General features: G+C 38.5%; 19 protein-coding genes. 5 read left to right on the plus strand and 14 right to left on the minus strand.

What is annotated here, in order from left to right; translation table 11 throughout:
• Window positions 1-14 precede the first annotated feature (14 nt).
• From CHB71_RS05300 to CHB71_RS05325, 6 genes are read right to left on the minus strand one after another with little or no spacing between them, the layout of a single operon-like run.
• Window positions 15-1,727 carry a chemotaxis protein CheA gene (locus CHB71_RS05300; protein ID WP_089355862.1) on the minus strand — a complete coding sequence of 571 codons (1,713 nt, stop codon included), beginning with the start codon at window positions 1,725-1,727 and terminating at the stop codon, window positions 15-17.
• Complete coding sequence (gene cheB, locus CHB71_RS05305; protein ID WP_089355863.1) at window positions 1,728-2,765, minus strand: chemotaxis-specific protein-glutamate methyltransferase CheB; 1,038 nt, start codon at window positions 2,763-2,765, stop codon at window positions 1,728-1,730.
• The gene (locus CHB71_RS05310; protein ID WP_089355864.1) at window positions 2,766-3,452 is read right to left on the minus strand and encodes a chemotaxis protein CheW; all 687 of its coding nucleotides are present in this window, start codon (window positions 3,450-3,452) and stop codon (window positions 2,766-2,768) included.
• 3 nt (window positions 3,453-3,455) lie between these two features.
• Window positions 3,456-4,202 (minus strand): ParA family protein, encoded by a 747-nt coding sequence (locus CHB71_RS05315; RefSeq protein WP_089355865.1) that lies wholly within the window; start codon window positions 4,200-4,202, stop codon window positions 3,456-3,458.
• 3 nt (window positions 4,203-4,205) lie between these two features.
• Complete coding sequence (locus CHB71_RS05320; RefSeq protein ID WP_089355866.1) at window positions 4,206-6,731, minus strand: methyl-accepting chemotaxis protein; 2,526 nt, start codon at window positions 6,729-6,731, stop codon at window positions 4,206-4,208.
• A 33-nt stretch (window positions 6,732-6,764) separates the two neighbouring features.
• On the minus strand, window positions 6,765-7,346 hold the full coding sequence (locus tag CHB71_RS05325) for a chemotaxis protein CheW (RefSeq protein WP_089355867.1): 582 nt from the start codon (window positions 7,344-7,346) through the stop codon (window positions 6,765-6,767).
• 144 nt (window positions 7,347-7,490) lie between these two features.
• On the opposite strand from CHB71_RS05325, the gene CHB71_RS05330 reads away from it, so the two are divergent.
• The 4 genes from CHB71_RS05330 (at window position 7,491) to CHB71_RS05345 (ending at window position 12,508) form a co-directional block, all read left to right on the plus strand.
• On the plus strand, window positions 7,491-7,955 hold the full coding sequence (locus CHB71_RS05330) for a DUF2061 domain-containing protein (RefSeq protein WP_089355868.1): 465 nt from the start codon (window positions 7,491-7,493) through the stop codon (window positions 7,953-7,955).
• A gap of 98 nt (window positions 7,956-8,053) precedes the next feature.
• The gene (locus tag CHB71_RS05335) at window positions 8,054-8,872 is read left to right on the plus strand and encodes a hypothetical protein (protein ID WP_089355869.1); all 819 of its coding nucleotides are present in this window, start codon (window positions 8,054-8,056) and stop codon (window positions 8,870-8,872) included.
• Between the two features lie 67 nt (window positions 8,873-8,939).
• Window positions 8,940-12,131: an ATP-binding cassette domain-containing protein gene (locus CHB71_RS05340; protein WP_089355870.1), complete on the plus strand. Its 3,192-nt coding sequence runs from the start codon at window positions 8,940-8,942 to the stop codon at window positions 12,129-12,131.
• Window positions 12,128-12,508, plus strand: coding sequence for a DoxX family protein (locus CHB71_RS05345; protein WP_089355871.1), 381 nt, complete (start codon window positions 12,128-12,130; stop codon window positions 12,506-12,508). The genes CHB71_RS05340 and CHB71_RS05345 overlap by 4 nt, the downstream gene beginning before the upstream one ends.
• Here the strand turns inward: CHB71_RS05345 and CHB71_RS05350 are convergent.
• The 3 genes from CHB71_RS05350 to CHB71_RS05360 are packed head-to-tail and all read right to left on the minus strand — an operon-like array spanning window position 12,494 to window position 14,176.
• Window positions 12,494-13,087, minus strand: a complete 594-nt coding sequence (locus tag CHB71_RS05350; RefSeq protein WP_245811218.1) for a pseudouridine synthase — start codon at window positions 13,085-13,087, stop codon at window positions 12,494-12,496. The genes CHB71_RS05345 and CHB71_RS05350 overlap by 15 nt on opposite strands.
• On the minus strand, window positions 13,080-13,445 hold the full coding sequence (locus CHB71_RS05355; protein WP_144017337.1) for a VanZ family protein: 366 nt from the start codon (window positions 13,443-13,445) through the stop codon (window positions 13,080-13,082). Before CHB71_RS05355 ends, CHB71_RS05350 begins: the two co-directional genes overlap by 8 nt.
• Window positions 13,445-14,176 carry an MBL fold metallo-hydrolase gene (locus CHB71_RS05360; protein ID WP_089355874.1) on the minus strand — a complete coding sequence of 244 codons (732 nt, stop codon included), beginning with the start codon at window positions 14,174-14,176 and terminating at the stop codon, window positions 13,445-13,447. The genes CHB71_RS05355 and CHB71_RS05360 overlap by 1 nt, the downstream gene beginning before the upstream one ends.
• A 56-nt stretch (window positions 14,177-14,232) precedes the next feature.
• Between CHB71_RS05360 and CHB71_RS05365 the strand changes: the two genes are divergently transcribed.
• Window positions 14,233-14,895, plus strand: coding sequence for an alpha/beta hydrolase family protein (locus CHB71_RS05365; RefSeq protein ID WP_144017338.1), 663 nt, complete (start codon window positions 14,233-14,235; stop codon window positions 14,893-14,895).
• On the opposite strand, the gene CHB71_RS05370 is transcribed toward CHB71_RS05365, so the two are convergent.
• The 5 genes from CHB71_RS05370 to ku all read right to left on the minus strand — a co-directional run bounded on the left by CHB71_RS05370 (window position 14,892) and on the right by ku (window position 18,866).
• Window positions 14,892-16,256, minus strand: coding sequence for a hypothetical protein (locus tag CHB71_RS05370; protein ID WP_089355876.1), 1,365 nt, complete (start codon window positions 16,254-16,256; stop codon window positions 14,892-14,894). The two genes, CHB71_RS05365 and CHB71_RS05370, sit on opposite strands and share 4 nt — an antisense overlap.
• A gap of 31 nt (window positions 16,257-16,287) precedes the next feature.
• Window positions 16,288-16,980: a TIGR04283 family arsenosugar biosynthesis glycosyltransferase gene (locus CHB71_RS05375; protein WP_089355877.1), complete on the minus strand. Its 693-nt coding sequence runs from the start codon at window positions 16,978-16,980 to the stop codon at window positions 16,288-16,290.
• A gap of 61 nt (window positions 16,981-17,041) precedes the next feature.
• Window positions 17,042-17,410: a hypothetical protein gene (locus CHB71_RS05380; RefSeq protein WP_089355878.1), complete on the minus strand. Its 369-nt coding sequence runs from the start codon at window positions 17,408-17,410 to the stop codon at window positions 17,042-17,044.
• Entirely contained in the window at window positions 17,407-18,018 is a 612-nt protein-coding gene (locus CHB71_RS05385) for a tetratricopeptide repeat protein (RefSeq protein ID WP_089355879.1), read from the minus strand. Before CHB71_RS05385 ends, CHB71_RS05380 begins: the two co-directional genes overlap by 4 nt.
• 2 nt (window positions 18,019-18,020) lie before the next feature.
• Entirely contained in the window at window positions 18,021-18,866 is an 846-nt protein-coding gene (gene ku, locus CHB71_RS05390) for a non-homologous end joining protein Ku (RefSeq protein WP_089355880.1), read from the minus strand.
• Between the last annotated feature and the right edge of the window lie 85 nt (window positions 18,867-18,951).

The following is an 18,951-nucleotide window of genomic DNA, read 5'->3' on the forward strand; positions in this document are numbered from 1 at the left end:
GGTTGTTATCGTTCCTATGATTGTGTGGTTTTAGTTGCTGATTGAAACAATATATCCATTATTGATGCGACATCAAGCACCGGACAGACATTTCCGGATCCAAGGATGGTTGACCCGCTGAGTAATCGACTGTTATTCAGTGGCTTAGGTAGTTTTTTCTCTATTATTTCTTTTTGCCGATCCAGCCGATCCACGACTAACCCCAATAATCGTCCGGAATGCGAGGCTATAACAACATTTAGCTGAGAATCATTTGCAATCTTTTGGAGAGGTTGCTGGCCGATGGCATGCTGCTCAAAGTCATTCAGGTTGCGAATGTTAAGTAGCCCCTTTAAAAACACAATTGGAACTGACTTATCATTATAGTCAATCATTAAATTATCCGCAACATGGTGAATATTGTCTTTTGTGAGATATGTAACAGAATCAATATAGGTTAGTGGAATAGCATATTCTTGATCGTCTACTATAAATAAGAGTGCTCCTTTTAAAGCAAGTGAAGAAGGAAGCACCAGGTGAACAGATGTACCAATTCCTATTTCAGTTTCTACCAGAACCTGCCCACCAATTGATTCTACAGCCTTTTTAACGACATCCATACCAACACCTCTTCCTGATATTTCAGTGATTTTTTCAGCGCTTGAAAAACCTGGCTCAAATATGTATCGGATGATTTCATTTTCGCTGAGCTTGTCTGCTACCTCCTGTGAAACCATTTTTTTCTTAACGATTTTCTCTTTGATCTTCTCTTTATCTATACCCTTTCCATCATCTGAAATGGTGATGACTACACTATCTTTTTCTAATGTAGCAGATAGCGTTACACTTGCTTTTAGGTCTTTCCCTGAGTTTTTACGCTCCTCTGAGGATTCTATTCCATGTGAAACGGCGTTACGAACCAAATGCACCATGGAATCGCTAATGATTTTAAGAATATTCCTGTCTATCTCTACTTCAGTGCCTTTGAGAACAAGTTCTACTGACTTCTTTTCTGTGGCTGCCGCATCTCTGAGCACCCTGTGAAATTTATTGAAAAGAAACCCCATCTGCACCATTCGCACATTCATGATACCATAATGTAGATTAGATGAAATGCGTTTTAGACGTTCAAATTCCAGCGTACTTTTTCCTTCTTCCCCAAATAGAGATATCAGCCGATCTCGCTCGATTACTAACTCCCCAACCATGTTAAGCAGGTCATCCATGCGCTTTACGGGAATCTGTACGACATCTGCAAACTTGATACTTCCTCCCTCTTCTTTTACTTCTTCTTGTGGTTGATCAGTATCTATTTCAGGCTCTTGAGGCTCATCGGAATCATCAGAGGGTTTACCAGCGTCTTCAAGGGCATTCTTCAGAAATACAGATAGTTTCGTTTTAATACCAAGATAGCTAACCTTCTCATTAGTGGTGATCGCATTGATCAATCCTCCAAGCTTATCATTGGCACGAAACAAACTATTGACCAATTCAGTATCCAATGGAATATCTCCATTTTTTATTGCACCAAAAATATCTTCAACTGTATGAGACAAATCCGCGATTTTGTCATAACCCATCCCCATTGCATTACCCTTGAGGGTATGGACTATTCGAAATATATTGGCGATGGCTCGTTTACTTGAGTGATCCTTTTCAAGCTCGACAAATAAACGGTTTAGCTCCTCAAAGTTTTCGAGGGCTTCTGTTAAAAATAACTGACGATATTCTTCTTCTTTCGAATTCACTTATAGATCGTTGACCAGATAGTTTCCAATTTCTTTAATATCCAAAATCTCATCTACAGCACCTGACTCGTTCGCGGCTTTAGGCATTCCATATATTACACTGCTTTCTTTGTTTTGCGCTATGGTTTTTCCTTTTGCCTCGTGCACTGCTATCATGCCTTTTACTCCATCTTTTCCCATCCCTGTCAGCAAAACACCTACCATCCTATTCTTATAAATCTTAGCTGCACTAAGCATCATTGCATTTATAGAAGGGTTATTATAGTCAGGATAGACTTCATCCGTAAAATCGATTACTGCCTCATTGTTTTTCTTTGTTAGTATTAGGTTAGCGTGTCCTGGGCAAAACATCACTACCCCTGGTGTTGGTTTAGCACCTTTCGTCGCTGAAACCACCTCAAGGTTCGTCAAAGAGCTTAGGCGCTGAACAAACTGAGGAATAAATACTGCCGGCATATGTTGGCAGACAATAATAGGAATATCAAAATCAGCGGGTAATGAACTTAAAACCCTTTCAATTGCTGTAGGCCCTCCAGTAGAAGCCCCAATGGCTACCAGATCATAATTAGACTTCTTCTTGCCCCTTTTTTTTGATACCACCTGTACTGTTTTCTTAGCAGCAGTGATCGTTTTGGGTTTTGCACGAGATGTGCTTTTTATTTTTTGAATCAGCTCCTTTTGAAGCTCTCGCATTTTCGATTTATTCCGGTCGGGCTTATTGATGTAGTCAACAGCTCCGTTTTTCAGTGCTTCAAAAATGGGTTGCAAATCTGTATTTCCAACTGAGCTTAAAATTAAAATCGGCGTTGGGCGACTTTCCATTATAGCTTTCACTGCATATAAACCGTCATAGTCTGCCATATTTAGATCTAGCAAAACAATGTCTGGTTTAAGCGTTAAAACCTGCTTTGTTGCTTCCAATCCATTCGTGGCTGTTCCGACCACTTCTATTTGTGAATCCTCTGAAAGCAAATCCGTAACAAGCAACCGCATGAATGCAGAATCATCTACAACTAATATTTTAAGCTTACTTGCCATCTATTTCAAAAATTCATCAGGAACAACAACTGTATGATCACTTCGAACCAATTCATCGATATCCAGGTAAAAAATAATTCGATCATCCAACTGAATCAACCCTTTAATGTATGATGATGTGCCTGTTGTATTGTCTATCATCGAAACGTCACTGGTGATGTTGTCCCCAGAGGTTTTAAGCGTTACCGGCAAACTATTTAGAAGAAATCCAATAGGACTATCTTTAGCTTTAACGGCTAGAAAATACTCACATAACTCTTCGGATTTATTCACGAATTTGCGTCTGAGATCCATTGCTAAAAAGGTTTTCCCGCGGATTGAGGCAATGCCCTTCACGTGAGCCGGACTGTTAGGTGCTTCTGAAAGTTTAGGTGTTGACACTACTTCACTAACCTTAGCTATTTCTACCGCATACTCTTCATTACCGACATTAAACACCACAAATTGAACTATTTGATTTGAAAGGCTTTCGATTTCTTCGCGGAATTTTTTCCTTAGTTCTTGTTTTCTTTTCTGTTCCTTTTCTGTTATGAAATTTCCTATTATTTGTGCTTTTCCAGGCTCAGTTGCCTTTTTTTTCACAGAGCTCTTTTTAATAAGTTTCTTTTTCTCCACTTTCTTTTTGGGAGATTTCTTTTTCTCACTTGCAATTAACTGCTGCTTTTTTAAATTCTTCCCCAATGCCATTCTTTACACATTTAATTCTAAAATTTCATCAGCAAAATGCATGTAATCAACCGCACTATTAGAAGTTGGTTTATACGAAATAACGCTTTTTCCAAATGAAGGGGCTTCTGAAGCTTTTACATTATTTCTTATATGGGATTTGAAGATTCTTAAGTCGTAATTTTCTTTGATGTAGTCTTCTACCTCTATACTAAGCTTTCTCCTTTTATCTACCATTACTGGAAGAACTCCTTCAATGGACAAGTCTTTATCATACGAGGTTTGTACTTTATTAATCGTATCTACAATCTGGTCTAATCCCTGGAGACTCAGCACCTCCATTTGCATGGGTATAATTACCTTGTCTGCAGCTAGCAAAGCATTAAGTGTAAGTGTTGATAAAGAAGGTGGACAATCAATCAAAACAAAATCAAAACCTTTTGCATCAGTGAGCATTTGAGATAGAACCTTTTCTTGTCCTTCACTTCGTGCCAGCGATAATTCCGTATCTGCAAGGTTATTATCTGATGGAGCAACAGTAATTCCTTCCCGGATTTCCATGACATCTCCAAGAGAACATTCACCTAACAAAGCATCTGCCATGGACTGGCTAAATTCGTTTACACCCAATGAATAACTAAGGTTGCCTTGTGGATCAAGGTCAATGAGTAAAACATCCTTGGCCCGACGCTTTAATGCTGCTCCTAAATTGATTGCAGTGGTCGTTTTTCCTGTTCCTCCTTTATGATTTATAATGGAATAGACTATCATTTATTAATCACCTTTCTGTGATAACTTAAACATGCCTACCTTATCCTTGAGCGTTTTAGCAATTTCGGTAACTTCCTCCGATCGTTGTGTATAGCTCTCCATTCCAGCGCTAAGCTCAGTAGCCGAGCTTGCAACCTGCTCTGTACCTGCGGCCGTTTCCTCAGCAATGACCACAATGCCTTCAGTAATACTTACCACATTCTTTATGCTATCCATTTGTTCTTTGGTAGCATCAAGAATTTGCTTCGATATCTCCAGATTTTGATTTGAAGATGAGGCTATCTCTCTGAACGCCTCGGATGCATCATTAGAAGCACTTTCACCTCCAAGAATGCTCTCATTCATGACTTCAATCACTTTAGCCGCAGTAGCGGTATCGTTCTGGACGTCTGTGATTAGTTTTTCAATTTCTCTAGCTGAATTTCTTGAATCTTCAGCGAGTTTTCTGATTTCTTCTGCAACTACTGCAAACCCTCTTCCGGCATCACCAGCCTGAGCAGCTTCAATAGCTGCATTTAGGGCTAATAAATTGGTTTGAGCAGCTATATCAGTGATAATACCCAAAACCCTGGTTATCTCTTTGCTTCGCTCAGTAAGTACCTGAATGGATTCATTCGTGTCATTCGCAAAGGCTTTGATGTCCTTCATGCTAAAGCCTACCTTGTTCACCATTTTGAGTCCTGTTTCAGAGCTTTCAGATACCTTATGTGCTGCCACATTGATTTCATCTGCCTGAACACTCATACTAGAAGCTGCTCGTTGAATGCTTTCAACAAGGTTTGATGATTCATCTACCTTGCTTACCTGATTTTGTGCCCCGCTACTCATTTCTGCAATTGCGGAAGCGATTTCGCCGGTGTTGGTATTCATCTCTTCACTGGCTGAAAGCATCTCCATAGAGGAATCACCAATGATATTTGCATTCTTAACAATTCCATCGAGTAATTCATCAAGGTTATTTAAAGCTTTATTTAAATTTTCAGCTAGTTGAAGGATGTCTCCTTTCGCTTCTTCTGTATATCTAACAGTTAAATCGCCTTCTGCCATTCGGTTAGCCATTTCATTCAGTATTATGAATGGTTTAGAAACTGATTCCAGAAGACTATTAATCGAAATACTAAGTTCCCTCCATGCTCCGGATTTATTATCAGAGTTCATGCGTGATTTTAGGTCTCCTTCACCTTCTGCATGCTGAACGACATTGTTTGTTTCATCAATTACGGATCGGAGATTGTTTCTCATCATTATTAATGAGGCACCTAAAACGTCATTTTCGCCAGCAACTTCAAAGTCAGCGTTTAAATTACCTTCACCAATTTCGCGAGAAAAATTTGCCTTTTTCCTTAGTTCAGCAAGCAGGATATTAACCGAATGGGCTATTTCCCCAAGCTCATCGCCAGAAATATTCTTTATCACAAGCGAGTTATCTAATACTCCTTTCGCAAGATTCTTCAAAAGACTATTAGATTCATCTAAAGAGTCGGTAATTCTATTCGCAAGTTTCCAAATGGTGTAGGTAAGGAAGACTAGCCCTATCAGTCCAATAATGAGTGTTAAACGAAATGTAGCATTAAATGGGGCTGTAATCTCAGAAACGGGAACAACAAAAACAGCCCACCAGGATTCATTAGATCTGCCCACTGGAATATTTGCGAAGGAAACATATACATCATCATCCAGTGAATCATCATGGGTGCGGTATGAAAAAGGCTTTCCTTCTTGCATTTTTTCAGATACATTAACAGGGCTTTTTTTGATAATGTTAAGCGTATCCATTTGTTTGTTGAATAGACCGGCGTTTTTATGAGCTGTAATTACACCTCCGCCCGAAACAAGTAGCGCATATGCATTTTCATAAAAGTCTACCTCTGAAATACCTTGAAAATCATCAACAGACATATCTGTTCCAATTACACCGGCGAACTTTCCATCCACTTCAAATCGTACGGTAGGAGAAATGCCTAATAGTGAGTCTCTGGTATTGGATGAATAATCATAATCTAAATACCAGTAAGGCTCACTCAATAACTCTTTAAGGTCATCTTCTGCTTTGAATCGTTCATAAATTGAGCTTGCTTTTCTTCCATCTAGTTCAGCAAGCTCCAAAGAAGATTTTACCTCGCCCCCGTCCATGTATGAGTTAAAGCGCTCTCGTCCATAACTTTTATCCCAGTTTGGATCGATAAACTCCAGCTGCCAACTCATCCAGGTTGCATCATACTTTGGATACATCACGAGCACTTTATCCAAAAGTGATTTCCGTAGTTTGTTGCGTTGATCATCAGGAAGAAGTGTGTATTCTTCTACGGCTACTGCCATGATTCTCGAAACAGCCAAATCTTCATCAATAATCACTTTTATTTCATTGGCTTTTTGTTTGGCATAGGAATCAGCAAGTTTCTCTGCTTCGCTAATCGCATTATTCCGCAGATTGTAGCTTATATATCCTAGTGTTACGACATAGATGATTACTGTCAATCCGAGGATAAACAACATCATCTTTCTTCGAATGGTAAAATTCTTAAGCATTTTGGTTATGGTTAACTATCAATAAATTAATCCTTAGGCAGTTTGAGTAAATTGATCGCCAGTAATCATTCCTAATATATCAAATAGGATAATCATTCGACGATCTTTTTTAATAATTCCTTTTAAGTATTTCTGACCAGTGACGGACTTTAATCTAGAAGCAGACAACTCTTCAATCATTTTTTCTGCAACCATTAATGTGTCAGGCACTTCAGGTATTGCGATTCCCATTTTATATTCTTCATGTTCTAAAACCAATAAATAATTGTACGTTTTATCATTTGAATGATTATGAGGATTGAAGAAGGTAGCCAAATCAAGAATTCCGTAGATATTTCCTCTCACATTAACCATTCCAGAAATATATGGTGGCATTTCCGGCAATAATGAGACACGAGGGCATTTTACTACCTCACTAACCAACTGGATGGGTATAGCATACTCCTCTCCTCCTGATTTGAAAACGCAAAATTGATGGAGCCTTGCTTGTAAACCCAACTCTTCATCTCTCTCACCCTCTTGTATCGACTCATTTTGGTTCTGCTTCCCCTTTTCGGCTTTTTCTTCCGCAGTAATCTCGCTTGTTTTCTTTGTTAGGTTTTTTCCTAATGCCATGACAATTATAACTCAAGGTAAAATTGAACTTTCTAAGAAACTAAATACAATTGACTTTTACCTAAATCTTTATCGGTAAAATGACCAATTCACTCCTGAGAGTTAAGAATTGAATTATTAAAACAGAATTTTTCCAAATAGAGCATGATGGTTATCATTTCAAGGATATTTTTGCTGACTTTGGAAAAACAAATGAATAGTAGAAAAAGACATATCCTTAAAACATTGACATGGAGGGTGATAGCAACAGGCACAACCTTCCTTCTTACCATGTTTTTCTTCAGGGAGGACCCAAATGCAACAGAAAAAGCTTCTTGGGTAGCTTTAATAGAGACCAGTTTTAAAATGATTCTTTACTATTATCATGAAAGAATTTGGTTCTCTTTAAAAGTTGAGGTTAAAAGTGCAATCAGGCATTTGTATAAAACTTTAACATGGCGCGTTATAGCTTCGCTAACTACATTTTTAGTGGCTATATTCATTTTTAGAGAAGATCCTATGGCAATTGAAAAAGCAACAGGAATTGCGCTTGTTGAGAGTTTGCTTAAAATGCTATTTTACTATTTACATGAAAGAGCATGGCACATATCAAAATTTGGACTTAAATGATATTATTAAGGTAATTAGCTCCAATAAGTGTTTGATGAATGTAATTAAAAGATTAATCTTGAATTTGAATTGACATTTAGCTGATCAAAATCTACATAATGATGAAAAAGAAAATCATACACCTTTCACTCTTCACTTCTGCTTTCTTCCTGATCTCCTGTGGCGGAGGTAATAAAGCATCTGATGAATCAACCGCAGAGAAAAAAGAGGAAATTGAAACATTTGTGGAAAAGGAATTCACATATCCACTTCCCACAGCATTTGAAGTTTCACAAATGCTAAGTAATGCGAATACTACCTATTCACCGGAAATTGTAAATGATCCGGCCAATTCAGATAAATATATTGCTACCTGGCAAAAGGCTGCAAATCTTGGCGTTTATGGCGCTGACCTAAGTTATGCTGCAACTTTTGATAAGACACAGGAAACTATCGATTTTCTTGATGTGTCAAAAAAGCTGATAGATGACCTGAATATTACATCTGCTTTTAATGAATCAATGGCTCAGCGTATTGAAAATAATATGGACAATGTAGATTCATTGATTTTCATAGTAACAGAGTCATTTTATGATACCTACAATTACCTTAATCAAAACGGAGAGGAAAAAACTTCCATTCTAGTTATAGCAGGGAGTGTAATAGAAGGCTTGCATATTACTTGTGAACTTGTAAAAATGAGTGAGAACAAAGGTGAGCTTATGGCCGTATTAGCCAATCAGAAAGCACAAGTAGATAAACTTGTAGAATTAATGGAAAACCATAAGGACGATGTAAATGTGAGTAAGGTGCTTCCTAACCTTAGATTTATTAGTCTTACTTATGAACAACTAGGTGAAGGTACTGAAATGACAGAGGGACAATTTTCAGATATTGCCAACAGCGTGAAAGAGATGAGAGATCACATCGTTGGATAATCTTTCCCGAAATGATATTTTTAGAGCCTCGACCGAAAGTTGAGGCTTTTTTATTACAAAACATCCTATGACCGAATCCATAATTAATGCATTAGTACACCTCTTTGCCATAATCGAGAGCGCGAAAGAAGATACCGATGCAGTTGATTCCGGTGAATTGGTCATTCGCCCTTACCTTCAGAAAAACCTCAACAATGAGACATTAACTGCAGAATACATTAAGCTTTTTTATGATTATCTGAATTTTTATAAAGATCAGCCTACAGCAAAAGACAGTGAAGGGATTAGCATTGATAGCACGAGTATTCTGCAAATTGCCAAAATATGCAATCAGCTGAATAAGGAGTTACTCAGATCTGAACGACTCATTGTTTTCATGCAATTGATGGAGTTAATTCGAGCTGATGAGAAGGTTACAGACAAAGAAGAAGAGTTTGCCGCTTTGGTAGCTCTAAATTTCAATCTGGATCAAGAAGATGTACTAAACCTCAAAAATTTCATTCTTAAACCTGATGATAAGGAGATCAATCAGGAGAAAATTCTGATAATAGATAACAAGCAAACTGAGTGGCCTGAAGAGATGGCCTGGATAATAAGGAAAAAGAAAAAAGACAATCAGGCCAGACACTTATTTGTTCAAAATCTATTTGGTAAAATCACTGTGCTCTATCTCAAGAGTGTAAGTACGTTTGTTTTTAGGTATGACGGACCACTTAACTTATTTCTGGAAGGGATAAAAATCATTCCCAGTAAATCGTATATACTAAGGCCCGGGTCTATCATAAAAGGGCCAAATATTTCCTCCATCTATGAATCAGAGATTACTAAAAAATTTATTCAGGACGAGACCAGCACACGTGTGGTACTTGCCGGTGATAAGATTGAATTTAAATTCAAAAACAGCAGCAATGGTCTGAAGGCATTTTCATTTTCTGAAGATTCGGGGAGACTAATTGGCATTATGGGAGGTAGTGGTACTGGTAAGACTACCCTCATGAATATTTTGAATGGAAAGATTGATTTGGATAATGGACGACTCCATATCAATGGCTTTTCACTTGAGCAAGCTTCAACGGAAGGTGTAATTGGATATGTACCTCAGGATGACTTGCTTTTTGAGGAACTGACGGTATATCAAAACTTATATTTTAATGCGAAAACCTGTTTTAGTGATTTTTCAGAAGATCTAATTGATCGGACTGTTCATAAAGTACTGGAAGACCTTGACCTGGAAGACATTAAGGATCTTAAGGTTGGTGATCCTCTTAACAAAACTATATCTGGAGGGCAAAGAAAACGCTTAAACATTGCGTTGGAGCTCATGAGAGAACCTTCCGTGCTATTTGTAGATGAGCCAACATCAGGTCTTTCATCAATGGACTCTGAAAAGATGATGATGCTGCTGAAAGATCTTACAAGAAAAGGAAAACTTGTAGTAGCGATTATACACCAGCCTTCCTCCGAGATATTCAAACTCTTCGATCGACTCTGGATACTCGACAAAGGAGGCTATCCAATATATAATGGCAACCCTATCGATGCGGTAGTGTATTTCAAAACCATGAATACTCAGGTTAATGCAGCAGAGAGTGAGTGCCCACGCTGTGGTAATGTAATTCCTGAACAGATTCTTCAAATAATAGAAGCCAGAGAAATAGATGAGCGCGGGCGTTCAACTAAAAAGCGAAGAGTAAACCCTTCGGTTTGGTATTCGAAGTACAAAGAGAATATTTTACCAAAACTGGTTCGATTAAAATATGAATCTGTACTCCCACCAACAAACTTCCGAATCCCTGATAGCTGGAATCAGTTTAAAATATTTAGTCAGCGAAACCTACTCTCTAAGATTTCTAACAGGCAATATATTATCATTAATATGTTGGAAGCTCCACTCCTGGCTTTCATTCTTGGATACTTCTCGAAATACTCACCCGAAAAGGTGTACTCATTTTCTGAGAATATCAACCTGCCAGTCTATCTGTTTATGTCCATTGTGGTTTCACTATTTATGGGGCTGACTGTAAGTGCACAGGAGATATATAAAGACAGGCAAATACTTGAAAGGGAATCATTTCTGAACCTTTCCAGAATAAGCTACATAAACTCCAAAATTGTGTACCTCTTCATTCTCTCGGGCATTCAGACTATTTCATTTGTTTTGATTGGAAATTATATCCTGGAAATTCATGGGATGACATTGTACTATTGGACTGTACTTTTTACAGTCTCATGTTTTGCTAATTTGATAGGGCTAAACATCTCCTCTGCACTCAATTCTGTCATTAATATCTATATTCTGATACCATTCATTCTTGTTCCTCAACTCCTCCTTGGAGGTGCAATGATCAAATTTGATGAGTTGCACCATTCGTTGAGCAATCAAAAAAATGTGCCGATTGTAGGTGATATGATGGCTTCACGATGGGCGTATGAAGCACTAGCTGTAGCCCAATTTAGATACAACGATTATGAAAAACACTTCTTTGAAGTAAATGAAGAGATCAGTAGAACTTCAGTATACAGATCATTTATGGTTCCTGAGATGATGGCCATTAATCAGGAGATTCTTCGTGATAGTGCAGACTGGAGTGATAAAAAGCGCTCTTTCCGGATATTAAAAAATGAAGTAACAAATCTAGCTGAAATCCATTCTCTGCGACGATTTCCATATATAGATCAGATTGAGTCAGCTTATTTCAGCACTTCAATAGGTGATAGGCTTCATAACTACTTGCTCTACGCAAAAGATCAGTTCGCGGCAGACTATTTAAAAGCACAGAAAAAGCGCGATGATTTATACATCAAATTAGTTGAGGAGCTTGGTAAAGAAGGTTTTGCTGAGTTGGAAAATAAATATCACAACCAGTTTCTCGAGGATCTGTTAATGAATAGAGCCCAGTTTAATATGGTATATAGAGGTGATGACCAACTGATTCAAAAGAAGGACCCTATTTACATGCGGCCTTATTCATCGATAGGGCGTGCGCATTTCTACTCTCCTAATAAGATTCTTGGTGATATAAAAATCCCAACCTTTTACTTCAATATTGCTTTCATTTGGTTTATGACTATTGTCCTGTATCTCACATTACTGGATAACAGCCTTAAGAAACTTATCAAGTTTTTTGAGTCTAAAAATAGAGATGAAAGCCGACCTAGTGCGTGGATTCGCATATGGGACACAATTTTAATAATTATCAGTTCACCTGGAGTGTATCGAAGGGCACTAAAAATAAAAAAGAACAATCAAGAAGAATGATCTATCCCAATCTTGCGTCATTAATTCTCAGACTTAGCGTAGGCAGCATGATGCTGACACATGGCTGGGGAAAATTTAATAAACTTATTTCAGGTGATTTATCCTTTGCAGATCCAATTGGTGTTGGTGAAGCTCCTACCCTGATTCTCGCTGTGCTTGCAGAGTTTATCAGTCCTATTTTATTGATTGTGGGTTATAAAACTCGATTAGCAACTGTATTGCCTGCACTTACTATGCTTGTAGCTGCATTTGTAATTCATGCTGATGATCCGTGGGGGCGACAGGAATTTCCACTCCTTTATTTCTTTGGCTTTGCAACGATATACCTACTTGGAAGTGGGAAATATTCGCTTGACTGGCAGCTAAAGAAGGTTTAGCTTTTTATAGATCACTTTTTCACTAACCTGAGTAATCTCTCCGGATTTTAGTGGTTCGAGACTTAAATCTTCGATCCCAACACGTAATAGTCTCAAGGTAGGGTGACCTACTTTTGCCGTCATTCTTCTGACCTGCCGGTTTTTTCCTTCCGTAAGTGAAAGCTGTAGCCAGGTTCGAATAGGATGTTTCTTGTAATTGACAGGAGGGTTTCGTTCAGGAATATCAGGAGTGACGATACTTACTTTTGCTGGTTTGGTTCTATGCTTTTTCCCACTGACATTGATCTCCACACCTTTTTCAAGCTGTTGAAGTGCTTCCTTATCGGGACCTCCATCCACTTCCACCCAATAAGTTCGTTGATGGTTATGTTTTGGATTTAAAAGCCTGTTATTTAATGACTTATCATTAGTTAAAATCAGTAACCCTTCACTATCCAGATCCAGACGACCAACAGGGTATACATCTTTTGGAAGATCATTATATATAGCCCCAAGCCCGATATTTTCACCTTCATTGGAAAACTGACTCAGCACCTTAAAGGGTTTATGTATAATGAAGTAAAGATTCTTCTTAGCCACGAACAAACAGTTTAAATAAACCATAGCCAAGAAATACACCCAGCATATTTGCAAGCGCATCAATCCATTCAAAAACACGAAATTCGAAGAACAAATACTGAACCAACTCCAACGCAAAACCATAAGCACTGGCTAATAACACCAGAATAAGGGAAGTCTTCTTGCTTAATATTTCTGTCTTGCGAAAAGCAATCAGAAAACTGACTACCAAAACAAAGTATGCAAAACAGTGCTCCCATTTATCGATATGACTCACACCTTCTACCTGGATAGGAATAGCCAACACGGTGGATAAAAGTAAAATACCCAAGGCCACCATACCTGCGGGAATAAACCAAATGAATTTATTATTTAGCACTAGATAATAAGTTTTTGCCCATCTGATAATCGATTGATTTTAAGGTCTTTGGCTTCAATCACCTCGTCCGCCATATGGGTGAGCCATAGTTGCTTGGTGTCAAACGCAGAATGCTTCTCTAATAGTTCAGAGTAGCCTAAATGTCCAAAACTCACCTTATCCAAAAAATTGCATTCACAAATGAATAGGTCGGTACCTTTTGATAATGGAACTAAGTTATCGGTCCAAGAAGTATCTCCTGAGAACGCCACGCTCTTCCCTCTCCATTCCAAGCGGACGGCATGAGGGATTGAAGGCAAACTGTGGTCTACTTCCCAGGCATGAATCACCTTATCCTTAATAGTAATTGCTTTTCCTTGCTCATATTCATAATAAGTCAAATCCATCTCAAGAGTCTTTGCAGCAGTGCCAGCATACATGGCTTCCTGCAGTTCATATACTCTTTTTGCTACTCCTTTTGGTCCAACGATAGACAATGGGTTTTTTCGAGGGTTTTCAAACATACTACTAATCAGAAAAAAAGGAATTCCTCCAAAATGATCCCCATGAAAGTGGCTGATGATAATAGTAGAAATTTCATCCAGATCAATTTCTTCTGCCTTAAGCCTGATAAGGGTGGTAGCTCCACAGTCAATCAGAATCCGTTCATCCTTGTCAGATACTAAAAAAGAGGTATTGTTTCTACCTCCATTTCCGAATGCATCTCCACATCCAAGTACGGTCAATTCCATAAATTCAGATTTCAGGGCTCAATGTACACATACTCTCGCGAGCTTCGTAAATTTACATGATGGAGCTATTCTTGAATGATAATCTTGGTAAAATTAGTGCAGAGGTAAATGAATCTCCCAGAGCACAGGCAATCCTTATCCTGGCTCATGGAGCTGGTGCAGGCATGCATCACCCATTTATGCACAGCATGGCACAGCGACTAGCTGATATGGACATCACAACCATACGATTCAATTTTCCTTACATGGAGCAAGGACGTAAGTCACCTGGCTCGCCAAAAGCGAATATCGAAACGTGGAAAATGGTAGCCGAATACATACATAATATGTATCCCGGATTTCCAGTATTCCTATCAGGTAAATCGTATGGAGGCCGGATGGCTTCTCATCTACTCTCTGCAGAACCCCTTGAATATGTAAAGGGAATTGTCTATTTCGGATTCCCTTTGCACGCTCCCGGTAAAGACTCTAAGGATCGAGCGGATCATTTGAAAACACTTCAAATACCACAGCTATTCCTGCAAGGCTCAAATGATAAACTGGCGAACATTCACCTGATCAAAGAGGTCTTATTAGAGCTGCCTAACCCAACGCTTGAGGAAGTGTCGGACGCAGACCACTCTTTTAATGTGCCAAAGAAAAGCGGAAAAACAAAAAGTGAAATAATGGAATTTTTGAGCTCCACAGCGGCTAGTTGGATAAAAGACCATCTAGATTAGTATTGGTTATACCAGAAAACTGCTTGTGCATAATCGATAGGGTTCCTCGCTCCGACTGAATCTATGCTTATTTTTTTTACGATAAGCTTATTTTCACCATTCAAAAATTCTGACGTTGGTATAGTCGTTAGAAGTCCCTTTTGCTTCTTGTGAGGATGCGTGTAGAAGTGGAACTTCAAATTTGTATAAATAGAATCATTAACCTGTATTTGGTAAATAGATTGATGGCATTCAAGGAGTTTAGAAAAATCCTCATCTGAATAATCTCTTCCTGTAATATGAAAGTTAGGACCATCAGATTCTATTCTAAGCTTCCAGTTCAATCCATCATCCTTTAGGGGCTGAAATTCAGGACAATTTGCCTTTATCAATATATTATCAGACGGGTCGTACCTCAGAAATACCTGAAAGTGTGGCTGATCTATGAAATTAGAATTAATGCTTATTGTATTGATGTATTGATCATCGGGGCGCTGATCATCATATACATCCGCTGAAATGGTGTATGGATTTGTTCCATCCGGGAAATACTGATATTGATCAAACGAAAATAGCATCATCGCAAACACAATAACCCCTACAATCCCGTATACAAAACGGATGCGTTTTTTAGAAAACTTGCTGATCAAATAATAATAGATACTTCTGCTTAGCCCGGAAAGAGTGATGAAGTTCAGCAGCCGATAAAATGGATAATAGAATTTTGAAAACCACCGAATCTTTTTAAAAAAGCCTAATGAAAAGTAATCGATCATATAAATCACTCCTATTAACAACAAAAAGAGAAATAATATGACAATAAGGATGATAGCAAAATTTTGCAATCCACCCGCTGGGAGTGTATTTATGATTGCGCTAAAAGCAACACCAAAGACCCCTACGAACGAAAGATACATTCCAAAGGCAATGAGGATAGAAATCAACAAAAATGAAAAAGCAAATATGACACTGCATATTTCGTCCAGCATGATAACCATACGGTCCAGACTTATTACTTTCTTTTTGAGTCGATCAGTAAAGAACTCATTATAGTTGAGTTTTCCGAAATCAATTGAAGATTGAACCGATCTTAATCCAATTGCACCTATCCAAAAACCTCTAAGCATTAAATGAATAATAAGGCTGATGGTCAAGGCCAGAATTGATTTTTGGATTAGAATCAAAAAAATGAAAATAATAGCGAGAGCAGATCCGGAAAAATTGTACTCGTATTGAACTTGAACAATAAACTCATCAAAAGCCGAATTTGCCCCTATTAGTAAGAAAATGGTAAAAGCCGATACGAGTAGCTCAAGCTGCCAGCTTTCTCGTTCAAGCTTCTTCAGCCAGCTTTCAATTTGGTCATCATGGATGTTGCTCATTGGCTAAATTTAAGCGTTTCCATCATATTACCTATTCTAATTCTTCGGTATAGAATTTTCTAATTTCCATAGGCTCTACTCCTCTTTTATACATTTTCATTGCTTTCAGGTTTGTCAGCTGCACCTTTAGATAGGAATTCTTTTGGTATTTGCGGGGAGAAACCTTAACGCTCTTTGGTAATACTTTGAAAGAAATTTCAGCTTCAGCGATACGCTCAAGTAAATCGTAATCCTCCATTATTACATAATGTTCATCAAATCCACCAAGTGTTTCAAATGCATTTCTGGTGATGAACAGTGTCTGATCTCCCCCCCTGCACCAGGTGAAAGGAAATCGTGTAAAGAATCCATTGATGTGTAGTAAGATGTTTTGAGGAGAATCAAATTTGAATCGATAACAACCACTATTAAATCCTTGATTTACGGCATCTTGAATATCATCAATAAAAGTGGGTAGCAATTTGGTATCAGCGTGGACAAAATAAAGAATATCACCTTTTGCCAGTTTAGCTCCCTCATTCATTTGATGTGCTCTGGAAGGTGGACTAGCAGTTATATGATGGATTTGTCTCTCTTTTACGATTCCTAAGGTTCCATCGCTACTCCCACCATCAACAACAATGACCTCAAACCTATCACCTGCTTGATGTTTTGACAGAAAGTCAAGCAATGATCCAATGTACTGCTCTTCATTTAAGGTGGGGATGATAATGCTGACAAACACTAAAACAGGTCTTTTCAGCTAGTTACGAAGAAAATGCGAGAGTTGGACTTATACCTGTCAATTACATGGCCTTCCGATCCTTCTTTTCTTTCTGAGTAGCCCCCTTAGCCTTCTCCATTGGCTTTTTCGCCTTCATAATCATGAACTTAGCTGCAAGGTTTAAAAGTTCCGGCTGCCCCGAATAACTATACCCAAGCTCCTTAAGTTCTTCGATGATTTTGCTGTATTCTTCCGCTTTTGATAGAGAGAAGTTGTCAGTGTTTTGTAAATAAACAGCTTCTATGACACCAAGTGAATGTTTTAACATTCGAAACAGCTTCTGATTTTTTGTTTCTCGTTCCTCACGAAAATGCTTTGCATACACATCGGGCATGAGTTCTTTTAATCGCTCAAAATGCTCGCTCAATACTGGGTGTTTGTCTTGTGTCATTTGGCTATGGCGTTTAGGGTTTTGATTATTTCATTGGCTGTTTGATGCTCCGACCGTGGAGCTAATTCAACGAATTTATTGATGCTTTGGATGGCTTCCTTATACTTTTTCAAAGAGATAAGCACCAATCCAAGGTTGTAATAGCTATTGGGGTATTCCGGCTCTATCTCCGCTGACAGTTCATAATGAACCTTAGCCAACTCCAGATTGCCTAAATCAGAATACACATTCCCTAAATTGTAATGTGCTTCAAAATGTCTTGGATTTCGTTTCAGGCATTGGGTCAGGTGGTCAATGGCTTTGGTAAGATCCCCTTGTCCAGACTTTAAAATACCAAGATTGCAAAGTGCATCTTCAACCGACTGATCGTTTTCGATGGCTAGCAAATAATACTTTTCTGCGTCTTTGTTTCCTTCTTCATCCAGCTGAAGCGCCTCTTCAAAAAAGGATCCTGCTTTCGGCAAGGAAAGAATCGGAGTGTTGTCAGGGAGCTGATCAAACATATTGAGCTGTCCGTAATCCTCCAGATTCGGCTTTCTCCTTCTTCTTGCCTTTTTCGGACCCAGATGCTCAGGAGTACTTACCGGAAATTGAACAACTCTTGACATTTTTAGCTTGCTTTACGCTTCACTTCTTTTTCTTCTGATTTATCCTTTTTATCTGCTTTTTTCATTGGCTTCTTAGACTCTTTCGCCTGATCAATGCTGGCCTTCAAAGCAGTCATAATATCCACCACTTCAGGCTCTTCTTCAACATATGATACAATCTCATTGCCCTGAATTTTGCTGTCAATCATCTCACGAAGGGCCTCATTGTATTTATCCTCAAGCTCAATTTTCTTGAACTTCTTGGTCATCGATTTGATGAGCATGTTCGCGAGCTTCAACTGTTCCTCGTCGGCTTCTTCTTCTATTCTCACGTTTGGAACATCTTTTATGCTTCGCACTTCATTCGGATAGCGAAGCTTATGAAGCATAATTCCACGCTCATGTGGTGTCAAAAGTACGGCACTTTCCCTGTCTCTAAGCACCACTTTACCAACTCCCACTTTACCAGACTCTCGTAGCGCCTGACTCAGTAACGCATAAGTCTTACTAGCCACATCCCCGTCCGGGCCGGCGAAATAAGGTGAATCATATAACGTTTCATGAATTTCTTTCGCATCAACAAATCCTTCAATTTCAATAACCTTCGTACTCTTAAGTTTTACCTTTTCGAAATCATCCGGCTCAATGATCACAAACTGTCCTGGTTCATATTGATACCCTTTTACAATATCCTCCTGACGAAGCACATCACCAGTAACCTTATCTCGTTTTTCGTACTTAACCGGATTGTGGGTCTCTTTTGAAAGCAGGTTAAACTGAACCTTTTGAGCAGTGTCAATGGCGTTATAAATCCTGATTGGAATTGTCACCATTGAAAATCGAATATGTCCTTTCCAGATCGCCCGCATAAGTATGAATTTACTGATTTAGGCAGAAAATTAAAAATCATTAATCTTTAATCAAAGTAAAGTGGGTTAACTTATTGATTAACAA

The sequence above is a fragment of the Ekhidna lutea genome, assembly GCF_900188325.1.
Lineage (GTDB): Bacteria > Bacteroidota > Bacteroidia > Cytophagales > Cyclobacteriaceae > Ekhidna > Ekhidna lutea.

Bases quoted from the DNA above. Each gene is read 5' to 3' on its own strand.
- cheB (WP_089355863.1), bottom strand. From the start codon at position 2,765: ATGGCAAGTAAGCTTAAAATATTAGTTGTAGATGATTCTGCATTCATG.
- CHB71_RS05310 (WP_089355864.1), bottom strand. From the start codon at position 3,452: ATGGCATTGGGGAAGAATTTAAAAAAGCAGCAGTTAATTGCAAGTGAG.
- CHB71_RS05315 (WP_089355865.1), bottom strand. From the start codon at position 4,202: ATGATAGTCTATTCCATTATAAATCATAAAGGAGGAACAGGAAAAACG.
- CHB71_RS05320 (WP_089355866.1), bottom strand. From the start codon at position 6,731: ATGCTTAAGAATTTTACCATTCGAAGAAAGATGATGTTGTTTATCCTC.
- CHB71_RS05325 (WP_089355867.1), bottom strand. From the start codon at position 7,346: ATGGCATTAGGAAAAAACCTAACAAAGAAAACAAGCGAGATTACTGCG.
- CHB71_RS05330 (WP_089355868.1), top strand. From the start codon at position 7,491: ATGATGGTTATCATTTCAAGGATATTTTTGCTGACTTTGGAAAAACAA.
- CHB71_RS05335 (WP_089355869.1), top strand. From the start codon at position 8,054: ATGATGAAAAAGAAAATCATACACCTTTCACTCTTCACTTCTGCTTTC.
- CHB71_RS05340 (WP_089355870.1), top strand. From the start codon at position 8,940: ATGACCGAATCCATAATTAATGCATTAGTACACCTCTTTGCCATAATC.
- CHB71_RS05345 (WP_089355871.1), top strand. From the start codon at position 12,128: ATGATCTATCCCAATCTTGCGTCATTAATTCTCAGACTTAGCGTAGGC.
- CHB71_RS05360 (WP_089355874.1), bottom strand. From the start codon at position 14,176: ATGGAATTGACCGTACTTGGATGTGGAGATGCATTCGGAAATGGAGGT.
- CHB71_RS05365 (WP_144017338.1), top strand. From the start codon at position 14,233: ATGATGGAGCTATTCTTGAATGATAATCTTGGTAAAATTAGTGCAGAG.
- CHB71_RS05370 (WP_089355876.1), bottom strand. From the start codon at position 16,256: ATGAGCAACATCCATGATGACCAAATTGAAAGCTGGCTGAAGAAGCTT.
- CHB71_RS05380 (WP_089355878.1), bottom strand. From the start codon at position 17,410: ATGACACAAGACAAACACCCAGTATTGAGCGAGCATTTTGAGCGATTA.
- CHB71_RS05385 (WP_089355879.1), bottom strand. From the start codon at position 18,018: ATGTCAAGAGTTGTTCAATTTCCGGTAAGTACTCCTGAGCATCTGGGT.
- ku (WP_089355880.1), bottom strand. From the start codon at position 18,866: ATGCGGGCGATCTGGAAAGGACATATTCGATTTTCAATGGTGACAATT.